18 protein-coding genes are annotated in these 18619 nt (G+C 70.1%); 12 read left to right on the forward strand and 6 right to left on the reverse strand.

Annotation, left to right across the window (positions count from 1 at the left end):
- The first annotated feature begins 3 nt into the window (after positions 1-3).
- The 4 genes from EDF47_RS16970 (at position 4) to EDF47_RS16985 (ending at position 2985) form a co-directional block, all read left to right on the forward strand.
- Positions 4-936, forward strand: coding sequence for an NADP-dependent oxidoreductase (locus EDF47_RS16970; RefSeq protein ID WP_133938418.1), 933 nt, complete (start codon positions 4-6; stop codon positions 934-936).
- A gap of 132 nt (positions 937-1068) precedes the next feature.
- On the forward strand, positions 1069-1614 hold the full coding sequence (locus tag EDF47_RS16975; RefSeq protein ID WP_133938416.1) for a DUF805 domain-containing protein: 546 nt from the start codon (positions 1069-1071) through the stop codon (positions 1612-1614).
- Positions 1615-1684: 70 nt separating this feature from the next.
- Positions 1685-2263 (forward strand): DUF805 domain-containing protein, encoded by a 579-nt coding sequence (locus EDF47_RS16980; RefSeq protein WP_123292176.1) that lies wholly within the window; start codon positions 1685-1687, stop codon positions 2261-2263.
- Entirely contained in the window at positions 2260-2985 is a 726-nt protein-coding gene (locus EDF47_RS16985) for a DUF805 domain-containing protein (RefSeq protein WP_208320990.1), read from the forward strand. Before EDF47_RS16980 ends, EDF47_RS16985 begins: the two co-directional genes overlap by 4 nt.
- A 70-nt stretch (positions 2986-3055) precedes the next feature.
- Here the strand turns inward: EDF47_RS16985 and EDF47_RS16990 are convergent, their stop codons facing one another.
- From EDF47_RS16990 to EDF47_RS17015, 6 genes are all read right to left on the reverse strand, one after another.
- Positions 3056-3700, reverse strand: coding sequence for a TNT domain-containing protein (locus tag EDF47_RS16990; protein ID WP_111086631.1), 645 nt, complete (start codon positions 3698-3700; stop codon positions 3056-3058).
- A gap of 52 nt (positions 3701-3752) precedes the next feature.
- Entirely contained in the window at positions 3753-4523 is a 771-nt protein-coding gene (locus EDF47_RS16995; RefSeq protein WP_123292177.1) for a succinate dehydrogenase iron-sulfur subunit, read from the reverse strand.
- A 1-nt stretch (position 4524) separates the two neighbouring features.
- Complete coding sequence (gene sdhA / locus EDF47_RS17000) at positions 4525-6318, reverse strand: succinate dehydrogenase flavoprotein subunit (protein ID WP_123338916.1); 1794 nt, start codon at positions 6316-6318, stop codon at positions 4525-4527.
- A 49-nt stretch (positions 6319-6367) separates the two neighbouring features.
- On the reverse strand, positions 6368-6814 hold the full coding sequence (gene sdhD / locus EDF47_RS17005; protein ID WP_111086628.1) for a succinate dehydrogenase, hydrophobic membrane anchor protein: 447 nt from the start codon (positions 6812-6814) through the stop codon (positions 6368-6370).
- 11 nt (positions 6815-6825) lie between these two features.
- Positions 6826-7275: a succinate dehydrogenase, cytochrome b556 subunit gene (sdhC, locus tag EDF47_RS17010; RefSeq protein ID WP_123672267.1), complete on the reverse strand. Its 450-nt coding sequence runs from the start codon at positions 7273-7275 to the stop codon at positions 6826-6828.
- 78 nt (positions 7276-7353) lie between these two features.
- Positions 7354-8589, reverse strand: a complete 1236-nt coding sequence (locus EDF47_RS17015; RefSeq protein ID WP_243692439.1) for a glycosyltransferase family 1 protein — start codon at positions 8587-8589, stop codon at positions 7354-7356.
- 187 nt (positions 8590-8776) lie between these two features.
- Between EDF47_RS17015 and EDF47_RS17020 the strand changes: the two genes are divergently transcribed.
- The 8 genes from EDF47_RS17020 (at position 8777) to EDF47_RS17055 (ending at position 18619) form a co-directional block, all read left to right on the forward strand.
- A complete protein-coding gene (locus EDF47_RS17020; RefSeq protein WP_123672266.1) occupies positions 8777-9892 on the forward strand; it encodes a mannose-1-phosphate guanylyltransferase in 1116 nt (371 codons plus the stop codon).
- A 198-nt stretch (positions 9893-10090) separates the two neighbouring features.
- Complete coding sequence (locus EDF47_RS17025; RefSeq protein WP_111086622.1) at positions 10091-11155, forward strand: BMP family ABC transporter substrate-binding protein; 1065 nt, start codon at positions 10091-10093, stop codon at positions 11153-11155.
- Positions 11156-11293: 138 nt separating this feature from the next.
- Positions 11294-12814, forward strand: a complete 1521-nt coding sequence (locus EDF47_RS17030) for an ABC transporter ATP-binding protein (RefSeq protein WP_123292184.1) — start codon at positions 11294-11296, stop codon at positions 12812-12814.
- Positions 12815-12869: 55 nt separating this feature from the next.
- Complete coding sequence (locus tag EDF47_RS17035; protein ID WP_208320989.1) at positions 12870-14231, forward strand: ABC transporter permease; 1362 nt, start codon at positions 12870-12872, stop codon at positions 14229-14231.
- Positions 14228-15517 carry an ABC transporter permease gene (locus EDF47_RS17040; RefSeq protein WP_123338926.1) on the forward strand — a complete coding sequence of 430 codons (1290 nt, stop codon included), beginning with the start codon at positions 14228-14230 and terminating at the stop codon, positions 15515-15517. The genes EDF47_RS17035 and EDF47_RS17040 overlap by 4 nt, the downstream gene beginning before the upstream one ends.
- Positions 15518-15683: 166 nt before the next feature.
- Positions 15684-16082, forward strand: coding sequence for a cytidine deaminase (locus tag EDF47_RS17045; RefSeq protein WP_123339066.1), 399 nt, complete (start codon positions 15684-15686; stop codon positions 16080-16082).
- 5 nt (positions 16083-16087) lie between these two features.
- Positions 16088-17386, forward strand: coding sequence for a thymidine phosphorylase (locus tag EDF47_RS17050; RefSeq protein WP_133938414.1), 1299 nt, complete (start codon positions 16088-16090; stop codon positions 17384-17386).
- Between the two features lie 120 nt (positions 17387-17506).
- Positions 17507-18619 (forward strand): adenosine deaminase, encoded by a 1113-nt coding sequence (locus tag EDF47_RS17055; RefSeq protein WP_131922382.1) that lies wholly within the window; start codon positions 17507-17509, stop codon positions 18617-18619.

Below are 18619 nucleotides of genomic sequence, written 5' to 3' on the forward strand. Positions count from 1 at the left end.
CGCATGACGAAGCACTGGGTGGCACCGCGGTTCGGCGGCAGCGAGGTCCTCGAGTTCGTGGACACCGAGGTCGCCGCACCCGGACCCGGTGAGGTCACCATCGCGGTCCGCGCCGCCGGCATGAACCCCGCCGACACGAAGCACACGCGGCAGGGCGACCCGGCCGACCTGCCCGTGCCCGTCGGCTACGAGGTCGCCGGCGTGCTCACCGCCCTCGGACCGGACACCACCATCGCCTCCGGCGGGGGAGCGGTCGGCGACGAGGTCCTGGCGTTCCGGATCGCCGGCGGTTGGTCGTCGTCCCTCACCGTCCCGGCCGCGGACGTCTTCGCGAAGCCCGTCGGGCTCGGCTTCCCCGAGGCGGCGAACCTGTTGCTCGCGGGCACCACCGCAGCCGACATGCTGCGCGTCACCCGTGCCGCGGGGCGCGACACCGTGCTGGTGCACGGTGCCTCCGGAGCAGTCGGCGTCAGCCTGCTGCAGCAGCTCCACCTGCTCGGCGCGCGCGTCATCGGCACCGCCTCCGAGCGGGGTGCGGACGTCGTGCGACGCTTCGGTGGCGAATGGGTCGCGTACGGCGACGGCCTGGAGGCACGGGTCCGGTCGCTCGCACCCTCCGGCATCGACGTGGCACTGGACTGCGTGGGCACCGACGAGGCCGTCGACGTCTCGCTCGCGGTGGTCGCGGACCGCGACCGGATCGTCACCATCGCCGCGCAGGCGCGCGCCGCTGAGGCGGGGTTCGCCGCCGTCGGTGGGGCGCAGCCAGCGAGCAAGGCGTTCCGCGACTCGGTGCGACAGCGACTGATCGACCTGGCCGGGGCCGGACAGCTCGAGGTCCCGGTGGCGCGGACGTTCCCGCTCGCCGAGGCGAAGGCGGCCGCGGAGCTGCTGGAGTCCGGGCACCCCGGCGGCAAGCTGGCGCTGGTGCCCTGAGTCGGTCGAAGCGCCGGTCGGAGCGCTGTCCCAGCGCAGTCGCTGCGCTGTCCTCCGCTGGGGGGACGCGTCCGGTCGCCGCCGCTGCCAGACTCGACGGTGATCGCAGTCGGCCTCGGAAGGAACGAACCAGTGAGTGACCAGTACCCGCCGCAGAACCCGTACGGCCAGCAGCCCGGACCGTACGGCCAGCAGCCCGGACCGTACAGCCAGCAGCCCGGACCGTACAGCCAGCAGCCCGGACCGTACGGCCAGCAGCCGACCGGCCCGCGCCAGCCCCCGCTGTGGGCGCCCTGGTACGGGATCCCGTTCGTGCAGGCGTTCCCGCGGTTCTGGAAGAAGTACGTCCGGTTCGACGGCCGCGCCAGCCAGTCGGAGTTCTGGTTCTGGGCCCTCTGGTACGTCATCGGCTCGGCGGCCACCGGCATCGTCGGTGGGTTCTTCAACGTGCTGCCGTTCTTCGACGACGCGTCGAACGGGTTGAGCGGGCTCTGGGCCCTGGCCTGCGCCCTCGGCTTCATCGCTCTGACGGTGCGACGACTGCACGACGTGAACCTGAGCGGGTACTTCGCCTTCCTCTTCATCATCCCGCCGCTCGGCGTCCTGTTCTCGCTGATCGTCGGTCTGATGGGCTCGAACCCGCAGGGGCAGCGGTACGACGAACCCCACCGCGCGTAGCGAGCGACGGCCGCGCGACGGTTCTGGTTGACTCGGACCCGACTACCAGCCAACGATCGAGGGGGACACCGTGAGTGACCAGTACCCGCAGAACCCGTCCGGCCAGCAGCCGGGCGGCCAGCCGAACCCGTACAACGGAACGCCGCAGTACGGCCAGCAGCCGGCGACCGGCCCGAACGGCGAGCCGCCGATCTGGGCCCCCTGGTACGGGATCTCCTTCGGCAAGGCCGTCGGACGCTTCTTCAAGAAGTACGCGACCTTCAGTGGCCGCGCGAGCCGCAGCGAGTTCTGGTGGTGGTACCTGGCGAACGCGATCGTCGGCATCGTCCTCGGCATCCTGTACGGCATCGGCTTCGCCACGTCGGAGCGCTCGACGGTGTCGATGTCGACCGCGACCTCGGCGAGCGTGCAGTCGACGGTGACCAGCCCGTCCGCGCTCTTCGTGATCGCCGGCATCCTGCTCGGACTCTGGGGTCTCGCGATCATCATCCCGACGCTCGCCCTCGGCTGGCGACGCCTGCACGACGCGAACCTGCCCGGTGCCCTGTGGATCATCGCGATCTTCGTCGGCATCGTCGGCATCGTGTTCGGCCTGCTGCCCTCGAACCCGCAGGGCGAGCGCTACGACCGACCGACCGGCGCTCGATGAGCAACGACACACCGCAGTGGGGCCAGCCCGGCGGCGACCAGCCGTCGGGGCAGCCTGACCCTGGGCAACAGCAGCCGGGGTACGGGCAGCAGCCTGGTGCCTACGGGCAGCAGCCCGGACCCTACGGACAGCAGCCTGGTCCGTACGGTCAGCAGCCCCAGTACGGCCAGCAGCCTGCCCAGTACGGCCAGCAGCCCGGGTACGGCCAGCAGTACGCCGACCCGTACCCGCAGGCCGGTCCGCCGATCCCGGTCGGGCCCGACGGAGCTCCGCCGCTGTGGGCACCCTTCTACGGTGCCGGCTTCCTCGACGCCTTCACGCGCTTCTTCAAGAAGTACGCCCGGTTCGACGGGCGCGCCAGCCGCAGTGAGTACTGGTACTGGGTCCTGGCGAACGCGATCGTGACCCTCGTTCTGTACGGCGGGTTCATCGCCGGCATCATCTCGTGGAGCGTCTCGGCCTCGACCACCGACGAGTACGGCTACACCCAGACCGAGGGTGCACCCCCGGCGTGGATCTTCATCCTGCTCGTCCTGTACGGCCTGTGGTGGCTCGCGACCCTCATCCCGAACATCGCACTGGGGTGGCGCCGCGTGCACGACGCGAACCTCGCCGGTCCGCTCTGGCTCATCGGGATGTTCGTCGGCATCGCCGCGATCCTGTTCGGCTGCCTGCCGCCGAACCCGGCTGGTGCGCAGTACGACCGCCCCGACCAGGCGTAACCCCACACAACGGCAATCGGCCCGCACTGCGCGAAAGCGCGGTGCGGGCCGATCTGCGTCGTGCGCGGGGTCAGACCACGCGGAGTCGAGCCAGTGCACCGTCGACGACGAGGTCGCGCACGGTGACCGTGGGATCGGCGATCTGGAAGCGGAGCGCACCGCCCGGCTGCTCGAACCACGGCTGCACGAAGCGGACGTTCACCATGAACGGGCGCTCGACCAGGTAGCGGTGGGTCTCCGGGACGCCGGCGACGTGCGGCGGCAGCGACCGGCTCGGCAGCGGGGTGTCGAGCGGGTGCAGCAGGTAGCCGTCCGGACCACCGATGCGGTCGACGGGGACGCCCGCGGGGATCTGGATGGTCAACCCCTGTTCTCCAGCCTGCGACACCTGCTGCGCCAGCTGCGGGTACGTCGACGCCGCACGGTCACGGAGCCCGTCGAGCTCGTGCCGGGCGATGTCGCGCGGAGCCGGGAACGGCCGGTTCAGGAACCGACGGAGCATCTCGACCGCGTCCTCCTCACCGCGCGCGGTGGCGAGGCGACGAGCCGTGCCGTAGTCGACGACCTCGAGCGCGAACTCGTCGGACGCCTCGGCCGGGACCACGCGGAGCGCACCCTCGACCGGCGGCTCGTGCAGGGTCTCTCCGGGGAGCTGCACGTAGCGGATCGTGTAGCCGAGCTGGTCGAGGATGGGGCGGGTGGCCGCGAACGTCATGGAGCGGAGCCTATCGGTGGAGTCGATGTCGAGTCTTGGACGACCCCGAGTGTCAGGCGCGGCCCCGCATGACGGCCTGCTTGACCTCGGAGATCGCCTTCGTCACCTGGATGCCACGGGGGCAGGCGTCGGTGCAGTTGAAGGTGGTCCGGCAGCGCCAGACCCCTTCCTTGTCGTTGAGGATGTCGAGGCGGACCTCGGCGGCGTCGTCACGCGAGTCGAAGATGAAGCGGTGCGCGTTCACGATCGCGGCCGGGCCGAAGTACTGCCCGTCGGTCCAGAACACCGGGCACGACGAGGTGCACGCAGCGCAGAGGATGCACTTCGTGGTGTCGTCGAAGCGTGCGCGGTCGGCCACCGACTGGATGCGCTCCTTGCCCGGGGTGGGCGCCGTCTTCGGCTGCAGGAACGGCTGGACCTCGCGGAAGGACTTGAAGAAGGGCTCCATGTCGACGACGAGGTCCTTCTCGAGCGGCAGGCCCTTGATCGCCTCGACGTAGATCGGCTTCGAGACGTCGAGGTCCTTGATCAGGGTCTTGCACGCCAGCCGGTTCCGGCCGTTGATGCGCATCGCGTCCGAGCCGCAGACCCCGTGGGCGCAGGAACGTCGGAACGTCAGGGAGCCGTCCTGGTCCCACTTGATCTTGTGCAGGGCGTCGAGGATGCGGTCGGTCGGCAGCATCATGACGTCGAAGTCCTGCCAGCGCGGCTCGTCGTCGACGTCCGGGTCGAAGCGCCGGATGATGAGCGTGACGGAGAAGGACCCGGGAGGCGCGTCGGTGGTGTCGGTCCGGGGTGCGTCGGAGACCAGGGTGTCGGTCATCTCAGTACTTCCTCTCCATCGGCTGGTACCGGGTCACGACGACCGGCTTCCAGTCCAGCGTGATGTGGTCGTCGGCGAGTGACGAGTGCGGGTCGCCCGTCAGGTACGCCATCGTGTGCTGCATGTAGTTCTCGTCGTCGCGCTTCGGGTAGTCGTCGCGCATGTGGCCGCCGCGGCTCTCCTTGCGGTTGCGGGCCGAGTAGACGACCACCTCGGCCAGGTCGAGCAGGAACCCGAGCTCGACGGCCTCGAGCAGGTCGGTGTTGAACCGCTTGCCCTTGTCCTGCACGGAGACCTGCATGAAGCGGTTCCGGAGCGTGTGGATGGTCTCGGTGACGCGGGCGAGGGACTCGTCGGTGCGGAACACCTGGGCGTTCTTGTCCATCTCGTCCTGCAGCTCCTTGCGCAGGACGGCGATGCGCTCGGTGCCGGTCGAGGCGCGCAACTGGTCGAGCATCGCCCGGACGCCGGCAGCGGGGTCTTCGGGCAGCGGGAGGAACTCGGCGGTCTTGACCCACTCGGCGGCGTTGTTGCCCGAGCGCTTGCCGAAGACGTTGATGTCGAGGAGCGAGTTCGTGCCGAGACGGTTCGAGCCGTGCACCGAGACGCACGCGCACTCGCCGGCGGCGTAGAGGCCGGGGACGACGGTGGTGTTGTCGTAGAGCACCTGTGCGTCGGTGTTCGTCGGGATGCCACCCATCGCGTAGTGCGCGGTCGGCATGACGGGCACCGGCTCGACGACGGGGTCGACGCCGAGGTAGGTGCGGGCGAACTCCGTGATGTCCGGGAGCTTGGTCTCGAGGACCTCGGCACCGAGGTGCGTGCAGTCGAGCAGGACGTAGTCCTTGTTCGGGCCGGCACCGCGGCCCTCTGCCACCTCTTGCACCATGCACCGGGCGACGATGTCGCGTGGGGCGAGGTCCTTGATGGTGGGGGCGTAGCGCTCCATGAAGCGTTCACCGGAGGCGTTGCGCAGGATCGCACCTTCGCCACGAGCACCCTCGGTCAACAGGATGCCGAGGCCCGCGAGGCCGGTCGGGTGGAACTGGAAGAACTCCATGTCCTCGAGCGGCAGGCCGGTGCGCCACACGATGCCGACGCCGTCGCCGGTCAGGGTGTGCGCGTTCGAGGTCGTCTTGTACATCTTGCCGAAGCCGCCGGTCGCGAAGATCATCGCCTTGGCGTGGAACACGTGCAGCTCACCCGTGGCGAGCTCGAACGCGACGACGCCGGCCGGCTGCTTGCGCGTGACGCCGTCCTCGCCCACGACGTCGACCATGATGAGGTCGAGCGCGTAGAACTCGTTGTAGAACTCGACGCCGAGCTTGACGCAGTTCTGGAACAGCGTCTGCAGGATCATGTGGCCGGTGCGGTCGGCCGCGTAGCAGGCCCGGCGGACCGGTGCCTTGCCGTGGTCGCGGGTGTGGCCGCCGAAGCGACGCTGGTCGATCTTGCCCTCGGGCGTGCGGTTGAACGGCAGGCCCATGTTCTCGAGGTCGATGACGGCGTCGATGGCTTCCTTCGCCAGGATCTCGGCGGCGTCCTGGTCGACCAGGTAGTCGCCGCCCTTGATCGTGTCGAAGGTGTGCCACTCCCACGAGTCCTCTTCGACGTTCGCGAGCGCCGCGGCCATCCCGCCCTGCGCCGCACCGGTGTGCGAGCGGGTCGGGTAGAGCTTCGAGATGACGGCCGTCTTCGCCTTCGGGCCGGCCTCGATCGCGGCACGCATGCCCGCGCCTCCTGCGCCGATGATGACGATGTCGAACTGGTGGTGGTGCACGGTGGTCTCGGTCACAGGGGTCTTTCCGTAGACGGTGGGAAGGCGGTCGGCAGCGGGGATGGTGCTACTGCGCCGGGCAGAAGGAGGGCAGGTCCGCGGCGGCTGCGCCGGCGGGGCACGGGTCGAACGTCCAGCAGACGAGCAGGCCGAGGACGATCAGCACGACGCACGCGATGAGGATCGCGGCGAGGAGCGTCTTCCGGATGCCCGGCTTCGACACGTAGTCGTTGACGATCGTGCGCATGCCGTTCGAGCCGTGGATGAGCGCCAGGACGAGCATGAGGGAGTCCCACACCTGCCAGAACGGGTTGGCCCACTTGCCGGCGACGAAGGCGAAGTCGATCTGCTTGACACCCTCGCCCGCCACCATGTTGACGAAGAGGTGGCCGAAGATCAGCACGACGAGCAGGACGCCCGAGCCGCGCATGTAGATCCAGCCCCACTTCTCCCAGTTGGTGGAGCGGCGGGCGGCCGAGGCGGAACGCGGAGGTTCGACGATCTGCGTGGTCATCAGGTGCCCCTCTAGTTGAAGTCCGCGAAGAGGTTCATGAGCTGGCGGGGCAGGAAGCCCGCGATCGCGATCGCCCACAGGACGATGACGACCCAGAACATGGCCCGCTGGTACTTCGGCCCCTTGGACCAGAAGTCGACGAGGATGATCCGGAGCCCGTTGAACGCGTGGAACACGATGGCCATGACCAGGGCGATCTCGCCGATGTTCATGATCGGGGTCTTGTACGTGCCGATGACCGCGTTGTACGCCTCGGGTGAGAGGCGCACGAGAGCCGTGTCGAGGATGTGCACGAGCAGGAAGAAGTAGATCGCGACACCGGTGATCCGGTGCAGGACCCACGACCACATGCCGGTCGATCCGCGGTACAGCGTGCCCTCGAGTTTCCGAGAGGCGCGGGGCGCCTCGATCGTGACTTCGGGGACGGCGGTCGCCGTACCGCCGCCGGTGGGCTCAGCCATGAGCTCGTCCTTCCATAGGACGGGCTCGCCCGATCGGCGAGCCCTTGCCGTTCGTGTTCGTGTGGAACACGTCCCATCCTATGCGCGGGTGCTGACCTTCTCGTCCCGACCGGCCCGCAGGCCCCGACCGACGGGCGGCGCGCCGATGGTCCTGGCCGTGTCGTGGTGGCCCAGGAGCTGGTCGCCGACGGCCTCCCACGTGGTGCCCTCGACCCGGAGACGGCCCGCCGATCCCATCCGTTCCGCGAGTGCGCGGTCGTGGTGGAGCCGCAGGACCGCCTGTCGCAGGGCCTGTGGTGCGTCGGTGTCGTAGAGCTCGCCGTCGAGTCCGGGGGCGACGAGGTCGAGCGGACCACCCGACGCCGGCGCGATCACCGGCAGCCCCGAGGCGTGCGCTTCCTGGAGGGTCTGCCCGAAGGTCTCGGCCGGACCGGTGTGCACGAAGAGGTCGAGCGAGGCGTACGCGTCGGCGAGGGCGTCGCCGCGCAACGGTCCGGTGAAGGTGACGTCGAGGTGTCGCAGGCGTCGCTCGAGCAGCGCCCGGGACGGCCCGCCGCCGGCCACGACGACGCGGATGCCGGGGATCCCGCCGAGCTCGGCGAGCCGTTCGACCTCCTTCTCCGGGGCCAGCCGTCCGACGTAGCCGACGATCGTCTCGCCGTGCGGCGCGATCCGGCGTCGGAGCGCTCGGACGTGGGCGGACTCCCGTCGGGCCGGGTGGAAGAGCTCGGTGTCGACCCCGCGCCCCCAGCGGGCGACGCGGGGGACCCCGTCCTCGGCGAGCATCGCGGCGGTCGCGCTCGACGGCGCGAGCGTCAGCGAGGCGCCGGCGTGGATGCGGCCGAGGATCCTGCGGACCAACGGGACGGTCGCCGTCAAGCCGTTGCGGCGGGCGAAACCGGCCACGTCGGTCTGGAAGACGGCGACGGAGGGGATGCCGAGCCTCCCGGCTGCCGTGATCGCGCGCCCACCCAACAGGAACGGACTCGCGGCGTGGAGCACGTCGGCGCCGGAGGCGGCGAGGATCGTGTCGAGGACGGGGTGGGGGAGTGCGACGGGGAACTGCCGGTACGCGACGGCGGGGATCCGGTGCACGTCGAAGGAGCGGTAGCGCTCGACACTGCTGCGGGACCGGAACTGCGCGAGCCCCGGGGTGTCCGGTGCGATCACGACCGCGCGGTGGCCTCGGCGTTCCAGGTGGTCGAGGACCGCCAGGACGCTGGTGGTCACGCCGTTGAGGGTGGGCAGGAAGCTCTCGGTCACGACGGCGACGGTCCGGGGGGACGTGCCGCGCTCCACGCTGCGTGCGCTCATGGTGCTGCCCATGCTCCGGGCGTCACGTGACCCCGCGGGGCCGACGACGTGAACGGGGCGGAGGCGACGGGTGAACAACGCGACGCCGTCGCCGCGCGCACGCCGACGATGCCCTGCGGGAGCCCGCATGCGGGAATCGTGCGGAGACCACCCAGGATCCGCGCGGCAGGACCGGTACGGTGAGCGCGTGGCTGACGCTCTCGAAGACTTCTACGCGATCATCCCCGCAGGGGGCATCGGATCGCGCCTGTGGCCGCTGTCGCGCGCGGACGCACCCAAGTTCCTGCACGACCTGACCGGGTCCGGCACCTCGCTGCTCCGGCAGACCTGGGACCGGCTCGCCCCGCTCGCGGGCGAGCAGCGGATCATGGTCGTGACCGGACGGGCGCACCGCGTCGCCGTCGAGTCGCAACTGCCGGGGGTCGAGGACCACAACGTGGTGCTCGAGAGCGAACCGAAGGACTCCACAGCGGCCATCGGCCTCGCCGCGGCGATCCTCGTGCGGCGCGAACCCGACGTCGTCATCGGCTCCTTCGCCGCCGACCACGTCATCGGTGACGCCCGCGGCTTCCGCCGTTCGGTGCGCGAGGCCGTCGCCGTCGCCCGCGCCGGGTACATCACCACCATCGGCATCACGCCGACCGAGCCCGCGATCGGCTTCGGGTACATCCACGCGCACGGCGACACCCTGGACATCGAGGGCGCACCGACCGCGCACGCCGTCCGGTCGTTCGTCGAGAAGCCCGACCTGGACACCGCACGCTCGTACGTCGAACAGGGCACCTACCTGTGGAACGCGGGCATGTTCATCGCCCGCGCTGACGTGCTGCTCGAGGAGATCGGCCGGAACAACCCGACGCTGCTGGCCGGCATCAACGAGCTCGCGGACGCCTGGGACACCTCGGCCCGCGGTGCGGTCGTCGACGCGGTGTGGCCCACGCTCGAGAAGATCGCGATCGACTACACCGTCGCCGAGCCGGCCGCCGCGGCCGGACGCATGGCGGTCGTCCCCGGTGACTTCGACTGGGACGACGTCGGCGACTTCGCCTCGCTCGCCAAGCTGCAGTCCGGTGGTCGTCCGAACAACCTCGCCGTGCTCGGTGACGGCGCCCGGATCCTCGCCGACTCGTCGAGTGGCATCGTGATCTCGCACAGCCAGCGGCTCATCTCGCTCATCGGGGTCGAGGACATCGTCGTCGTGGACACCCCCGACGCGTTGCTCGTGACGACCAGCGCGAACGCGCAGCGGGTCAAGGGCGTCGTGGATGCGCTCAAGATCAGCGGCCGCGGCGACGTCCTGTAGCGCTCCACCGACAACCCCCTCGAACTGGGGGTCCGGGCGTGACCCCGCGTTACGGGCGCGTTTCGGCGCGGTCGCGATCCCGTAACTGATCCGTCCGGTGCTCAGAACGGGTCCTGTACCGGCCGGGCGGTCGTGTACTGTCGCCACGATCGCCCGGAACGCACGTGGTCCGGGCACGCTCCCCGGAGGAACCCACCCGTGACATCTCGTACCCGACGCGTCGTCCTCAGCGGCTTCGCGCTCCTCGGCACCGCCGCCGTCCTCGCAGGCTGCGCCTCGGCGCCGTCCGACACGACGACCGCCAAGAAGACCGACTTCCGCCCCTGCATGGTCTCCGACGCCGGTGGCTTCGACGACAAGTCGTTCAACCAGCTCGGCTACGAGGGCATGAAGGACGCCGCCAAGGACCTCGGTGCCACCTACAAGGAAGCCGAGTCGAAGGACGCCACCGTCTACGACTCGAACATCCAGCAGCTCATCGGCCAGAACTGCAACCTCGTCGTGACCGTCGGCTTCAACCTCGCCGACGCCACGAAGAAGCAGGCCGCGGCGAACCCCGACACCGACTTCGCGATCATCGACGACAGCTCGATCGACGCGGAGAACGTCAAGCCGATCACGTTCGACACCTCGCAGGCCGCGTTCCTCGCCGGCTACGCAGCAGCGTCCTACTCGAAGACCGGCGTCGTCGGCACCTTCGGCGGCATGCAGATCCCGACCGTCACCATCTTCATGGACGGCTTCGCGGACGGCGTGAAGTACTACAACGAGCAGAAGGACAAGGACGTCCAGGTCAAGGGCTGGAACGTCGACACCGGCAAGGGCTCCTTCACCGGTGGCTTCGAGGCCGGCACGCAGGCCAAGTCGGTCGCGCAGACGCTCCTCGACCAGGACGCCGACGTGATCCTGCCCGTCGGCGGTCCGATCTACCAGTCGGCTGCCGAGGCCATCAAGGACGCCGACAACGGCTCCGTCCTGATCGGTGCGGACAGCGACCTCTACGAGGCCGACCCGCGCTACAAGGACATCGCCTTCACCTCGGTCGAGAAGGGCATGCGCCCGGCCGTGAAGGACGTCGTCGAGCAGGCTGCCGACAAGAAGTTCTCGAAGACCCCGTACGTGGGCACGCTCGAGAACGAGGGCGTCGGCATCGCGCCGTTCCACGACTACGAGTCCAAGGTCGACAAGGGCCTGCAGGGCGAACTGGACGACATCAAGGCCGGCATCATCGACGGCTCGATCAAGGTCAAGACCCAGTCCTGACCCGACGAACGCGGGCGAGGGGCTTCCCTCGCCCGCGTTCTCGTGCGCCCGAGCGGTGCACGCGATACCGTGCGCCCGAGCGGTGCACGCGACCGTGCGCCCGCGTGGCGCACTCGAGACAGAAATAGACTCCCGAACATGAAGCTCGAACTCCGCGGCATCACCAAGCGGTTCGGCGCCCTGGTCGCCAACGACCACATCTCGCTCACCGTCGAGCCGGGTGAGGTCCACTGCCTCCTGGGTGAGAACGGCGCCGGCAAGTCCACCCTGATGAACGTCCTCTACGGCCTGTACGACGCCGACGAGGGCGAGATCCTGCTCGACGACGTGGTCCAGGACTTCGACGGCCCCGGTGACGCCATGCGCGCCGGCATCGGCATGGTGCACCAGCACTTCATGCTCGTCCCCGTCTTCACCGTCGCCGAGAACGTCATGCTCGGTCAGGAGCAGACCACCTTCGGCGGCCGGCTCGACCTCGCCGGCGCCCGCAAACGGGTCAAGGAGATCTCCGACCGCTTCGGGTTCGACGTCGACCCCGACGCCAAGATCGAGGACCTGCCCGTCGGCGTCCAGCAGCGCGTCGAGATCATCAAGGCGCTCTCCCGCGACGCCTCCGTGCTGGTGTTCGACGAGCCGACGGCCGTCCTCACCCCGCAGGAGACCGACGAGCTGATGGGCATCATGCGGCAGCTCCGCGAAGCCGGCACCGCGATCGTCTTCATCACCCACAAGCTCCGCGAGGTCCGCGAGGTCGCCGACCGCATCACGGTGATCCGGCTCGGCAAGGTCGTCGGCGAGGCCTCGCCCGCGGCGACCAACAACGAGCTGGCCGCGATGATGGTCGGCCGTGCCGTCTCCCTCGTCGTCGACAAGACGCCGTCGACCGGCGGCGAGGACGCATTGGTCGTCGAGGGCCTCACCGTCACCGACCCGTCCGGCATCGTGCTCGTCGACGACGTGTCGTTCTCGGTCCGTCGCGGTGAGGTCCTGGCGATCGCCGGGGTGCAGGGCAACGGACAGACCGAGCTCACCGAGGCGATCCTCGGTCTCGAGCCCGTCCACGCCGGCCGCATCACACTGGACGGCAAGGAGCTCACCGGCCGCAGCGTCAAGCAGGTGCTCGACGCCGGCGTCGGCTTCGTGCCCGAGGACCGCAAGGAGGACGGCCTGGTCGGCGAGTTCACCATCGCGGAGAACCTCATGCTCGACCGGTCCGACCACGACGCGTTCGTCCGCGCCGGCACCATCCGCGCCGCCGAGCGCGACGCCTTCGCCGACGAGAAGATCGCCGAGTTCGACATCCGCACGCCGGGCCGCGCAACCGCTGCCGGTCGGCTGTCCGGCGGCAACCAGCAGAAGATCGTCCTCGCCCGCGAGCTCAGCCGCGAGCTCCGGCTGTTCGTCGCCGCGCAGCCCACGCGCGGCATCGACGTCGGGTCGATCGAGTTCGTGCACAAGCGCATCGTCGCCACCCGCGACACCGGTGTGCCCGTCATCGTCGTCTCCACCGAGCTCGACGAGGTCGTGGCACTGGCCGACCGCATCGCCGTCATGTACCGCGGCGGCATCGTCGGGATCGTGCCGGCGACCACCCCGCGAGACGTCCTCGGCCTCATGATGGCCGGCGAGATCCCAGAAGGAACGGAGTTGGCCGCATGACCGGTTCGGCCGGCGAGATCCAAGCCACATCCACGACCGGAACGGAGTTGGCCGCGTGACCACCCCCACGCCCGACAACACGCAGCCCACCGCCGGCACCGAGGCAGGCGCCCCGCTCACCGACGACCGCCTGCAGGAGGCGCCGGAGACCCCGCACCTGATGACGGACTCGGCGGACGACACCGAGCGCCGCAACGGCGCCCCCGGCACCGACCGCTGGCACGCCGCGATGCAGAGCATCCTGAACGGCTCCGTGCTCGTCACGGTCCTCGCGGTCGTCCTTGCTCTCGTCGCCTGCGGCATCCTCATCGCCCTGACCGACGAGAACGTCCGCGCCACGGCCGGCTACTTCTTCGCCCGTCCCGCCGACATGCTCCAGGCCATCGGCACCGCGGTCGGCGGCGCCTACGCCTCGCTGTTCCAGGGCTCGGTGGTCAACTTCGGCGCCACCAGCTTCCAGCAGGCGATCGCCCCGCTCACCCGGTCGATCGACTACGCGGTGCCGCTCGTCGTCGCCGGCCTCGGGATCGCGTTGTCCTTCCGCGCCGGGCTGTTCAACATCGGCGGCCAGGGCCAGATCCTGATGGGGGCCGCGGCCGCCGGCTGGGTCGGGTTCTCGTTCGACGGACCCGCCGCGATCCACATCCCGCTCACGATCGTCGCCGGCATCGTCGGCGGTGCGGTCTGGGGAGGGATCGTCGGTGTCCTCAAGGCGCGCACGGGTGCGAACGAGGTGGTCGTCACGATCATGCTCAACTACGTCGCGCTCTACCTGGTCAGCTACCTGCTCCGAACCCCCGGTCTGCTCCAGGCTCCGGGCAGCAGCAACCCGATCTCCCCGGCAACGAAGGACAGCGCCCTGCTGCCGCAGCTGTTCGGCGTGCGGTACGGCGTGGACCTCGGCTTCATCGTCGCGATCATCGCCGTGGTCGTGGTCTGGTGGCTCGTCAACAAGTCGTCGCTCGGCTTCCGGTTCCGCACCATCGGTGAGAACCCCCGCGCCGCCCGCGTCGCCGGCATGAGCGTGCCGGCACTGACGATCTGGGTGATGGTCATCTCCGGTGCCCTCGTCGGCATCGCCGGTGCCTACCAGGTGCAGGGTGCGGTCACGACGGGCTTCACCTCGGGCATCGACGCCGGCATCGGCTTCGACGCGATCACCGTCGCGCTGCTCGGCCGCTCGAAGCCGTGGGGCGTGTTCTGGGCCGCGATCCTGTTCGGTGTGCTGAAGAACGGCGGCTACGCCATGCAGGCCGCCAACGGCATCCCGATCGACATCGTCGGTGTCATCCAGGCCCTCATCGTCCTGTTCATCGCGGCGCCGCCGCTCGTCCGCGCGATCTTCCGGATCCCGCAGCCGGGAGCCCGCCAGCGCACGAAGACGAGCAAGAACAGCAAGAAGGCGGTCGCCGCGTGAGCACCCTCAGCCCCACCGCGGCGCCCGCGTCGCCCCTGTCCGACCGTCCGGTCGAGACGACCCGCAGCTGGAAGCTCCCGATCGGGTACGCGGTGTTCACGCTGCTCGCGGTCGTGTTCTTCGTCCTGCTCAGCCGTGCCGGCACGACTACCTTCCGGCTCGCGAACGCCGGCGACTTCGTCGCGCTGCCGAACGTCCCGCTGTCGGCGGCACCGACCGGCTACGTCGTGGTCGTGCTCCTGGCGATCGCCACGGTCTACGCCTTCGTCGAGGTCCGTGCGTACCGGCACGTCCCGCTCTGGGTCACGTCGGTCTTCGCCATCGTCTTCGTCGTCGGTTTCCTGACGTGGGCAGCGGCCGGCGCCACGATCCCGCTGCCCGGCCTGCTGGTCGGCGCACTCGGGCTGAGCGTCCCGCTCGTGTTCGGTGCCCTCGGCGGCGTCATCTCCGAGCGGGTCGGCGTGGTGAACATCGCCATCGAGGGCCAGTTCCTCGCGGGTGCGTTCACCTCGGCGCTCATCGCGTCGCTCACCGGCTCCGCGTGGGTCGGGCTCGTCGGCGCGCTCGTCGCCGGTGTGCTCGTCTCGTTCATCCTGGCCGCGTTCAGCATCAAGTACCTCGTCGACCAGGTCATCGTCGGCGTCGTCATCAACGCCCTCATCTCGGGGCTGACCGGCTTCCTGTACTCGCAGGTGCTGTCCCCGAACGAGACCACGCTGAACGTCGGCGTCCGGTTCCCGAAGTTCGAGATCCCGCTGCTGCACCAGATCCCGGTCATCGGTCCGGTGTTCTTCGAGCAGAGCGTCATCGTCTACCTGGCGTACGTGGCCGTCGCGGTCGTCACCTTCGGCCTGTTCAAGACCCGCTGGGGCCTGCGCCTCCGCGCGGTCGGCGAGCACCCGCAGGCGGCCGACACGGTGGGCATCAACGTCACGAGCACCCGGTTCTGGAACGTGTCGCTCGCCGGCGCGATCGCCGGCCTCGGTGGTGCGTACTTCACGCTCGACGCGGTCGGGCCGTTCACGAAGGACATGACGGCCGGCGCTGGCTACATCGCCCTGGCCGCCGTCATCTTCGGTCGCTGGGACCCGATCAAGGCCACGCTGGCGGCGCTGCTGTTCGGCTTCGCGTCGAACCTGCAGAACACGCTCGGGGCGATCGACTCGCCCGTGCCGAGCGAGTTCCTGCTGATGCTGCCGTACGTGGTGACGATCTTCGCGGTGGCCGGCCTGGTCGGGCAGTCGCGCGGCCCCGCCGCGTCCGGCAAGCCGTACATCAAGAGCTGACGGCCAGGAGGCACGGCACATGACCGACACGCACGCTGCGGACGACGGCACGGCCGCGTCCACCGACGCGATCGCCTGGACGGACCCGGCCACGGCCCTGCGCGCGGGAGGCGGCGACACCGCCGCCGACGGGGCGGACGCAGCCACGGGCCTCCCGGTCGACGACGTGGACTGGGGCGCCCTCCGGGACGCGGCCACGGCCGCGATGCGGCGCGCCTACGCGCCGTACTCGTCGTTCCCGGTGGGCGCCGCGGCGCTCACCGACGACGGCCGGATCGTCTCCGGCTGCAACGTCGAGAACGCGAGCTACGGGGTGACGCTCTGCGCGGAGTGCTCGCTCGTGTCGCAGCTGCACATGACCGGCGGCGGCAAGCTCGTCGCGTTCACCTGCGTCGACGGCGACGGGGCGACCCTCATGCCGTGCGGCCGCTGCCGCCAGCTGCTGTTCGAGCACTCGACCGAGGGCATGCTCCTCGAGACGGTCTCCGGCATCCGCACCATCGACGAGGTCCTGCCCGACGCGTTCGGGCCGCGCACCCTCGCCACCTACCAGCAGGAGCACTGATCCCCATGGCCGTCGAGCCGTTCGACACCGTCGACCTCATCCGCACGAAGCGATCCGGCGGCGCCCTGAGCACCGCCGAGGTCGACTGGCTCGTCGACGCGTACACGCGCGGCTACGTCGAGGACCCGCAGATGGCCGCCATCGCGATGGCGATCTTCCTGAACGGGATGGAGCGGCGCGAGGTCAAGGACCTCACGCTCGCGATGATCGCGTCGGGGGAGCGGATGTCGTTCGGGTCGCTCGGCAAGACGACCGTCGACAAGCACTCCACCGGTGGGGTCGGCGACAAGATCACGCTGCCGCTCGCACCGCTGGTGGCGTCGTTCGGCGTCGCGGTGCCGCAGCTGTCCGGCCGTGGCCTCGGCCACACCGGCGGGACGCTCGACAAGCTCGAGTCGATCCCCGGGTGGCAGGCTGCGCTGTCGAACGACCGGATGATGGAGATCCTGTCCGACGTCGGTGCGGTCATCTGCGCCGCCGGCTCGGGTCTCGCACCTGCCGACAAGAAGCTGTACGCCCTGCGCGACATCACCGGCACCGTCGAGTGCATCCCGCTCATCGCGTCGAGCATCATGTCGAAGAAGATCGCCGAGGGCACCGGTGCGCTCGTGCTCGACGTGAAGTTCGGCTCCGGTGCGTTCATGCCGACGTACGAGGCGTCGCGCGAGCTCGCGCAGACGATGGTCGACCTCGGCAACGACGCCGGGGTGAAGACCTCGGCGCTGCTGACCGACATGGAGGTCCCGCTCGGCCTGACGATCGGCAACGCACTCGAGGTGCGGGAGTCGGTCGAGGTGCTTGAGGGCGGCGGTCCGGCCGACGTCGTGGAGCTGACCGTGGCACTGGCCTCGGAGATGCTGACGCTCGCCGGGATGCCGGACGCCGATCCTGCGGCTGCACTGGCCGACGGCCGGGCGATGGACACCTGGCGTCGGATGATCTCCGCGCAGGGTGGGGACCCCTCCGCCGCGCTGCCGGTCGCCCGCGAGCAGCACGTCGTCACGGCGCCGTCGTCCGGTGTGCTGGCGCAGCAGGACGCCCTGCCGTTCGGCGTCTCGGCCTGGCGCCTCGGTGCCGGTCGTGCCCGCGCGCAGGACCCGGTGCAGGCCGGGGCGGGCATCGAGCTGCACGTCAAGCCCGGTGACACCGTGACCGAGGGGCAGCCGCTCTGGACGCTGCACACCGACGACGCGTCGCGGATCCCGCGCGCGCTCGAGTCGCTCGAGGGTGCGTGGTCGATCGGCTCGTCCGACGCTGCCGTGGCGGCCCGCGGGCCGATCGTGCGGGAGCGCATCGCGGGCTGAACGCGACCGTCCGACCGACTGGAGGCTCTCTGCACACGTGTGGAGAGCCTCCAGTCGGTTCGTCCGTCTGTTGTGCACAGGTGCCTGCGCGTGGTCGGTGACCACCGATAGCCTGGTCGCATGAGCGCCGACGCCCCGACCTACCGCCTGCCCGACGCCGGAGCGGTCATCAACGACCTGCCGAAGGTCTCGCTGCACGACCACCTCGACGGCGGCCTGCGCCCCGCGACGATCGTCGAGCTGGCTGCTGCTTCGGGTGTGACGCTGCCGACCACCGACCCGTCCGAGCTCGGGCAGTGGTTCGCCGACCAGTCGAACTCCGGCTCGCTCGTCGAGTACCTGAAGACGTTCGACGTCACGACCTCGGTCATGCAGACGGCACCGCAGCTGACGCGCATCGCCCGTGAGTTCGTCGAGGACCTGGTCGCCGACGGCGTCGTGTACGGCGAGGTCCGGTGGGCCCCGGAACAGCACCTGCAGGGCGGGCTGACGCTCGACGAGACGGTCGAGGCCGTGCAGGCCGGCATCGAGGAAGCGGTCGACGCCGCCGGCGGCAGCATCCGGGTCGGCCAGCTCGTCACCGCGATGCGCCACGCCGACCGCTCGCTCGAGATCGCCGAGCTCGCCGTCCGGCACCGTGACAACGGGGTCGTCGGCTTCGACATCGCCGGTGCCGAAGCCGGGTTCCCGGCGTCGAACCACCGTGCCGCGTTCGACTACCTCGCATCCGAGCTGTTCCCCGTCACCGTCCACGCGGGCGAAGCCGACGGGCTCGCCTCGATCCGGTCCGCGCTCGTCGACGGCCGCGCGCTGCGCCTCGGGCACGGCGTCCGGATCTTCGAGGACGTCACCCTCTCCGACGCCGGTGACGGCTCGACGCTGGCCTCCCTCGGCGAGGTCGCGTCGTGGGTCCGCGACCGCGAGATCCCGCTCGAGGTCTCGCCGTCCTCCAACCTGCAGACCGGTGCGATCGCGGCCTGGGGCGACGACCTCGCCGACCACCCCTTCGACGTGCTCTACCAGCTCGGCTTCCGGGTCACGGTGAACACCGACAACCGCCTGATGAGCGGGACGTCGCTGTCGAAGGAGCTCGCACTGCTCGCCGGCACGTTCGGCTACGACCTCGACGACCTGGCGGCGTTCCAGATCAACGCGGCGCTCGGCTCCTTCCTGCCGCTCGAGGACCGCGAGGAGATCATCGCGACCATCACCTCCGGGTACTCGGAGGCCTGA

The sequence above is a fragment of the Curtobacterium sp. PhB190 genome (assembly GCF_004365385.1).
GTDB lineage: Bacteria > Actinomycetota > Actinomycetes > Actinomycetales > Microbacteriaceae > Curtobacterium.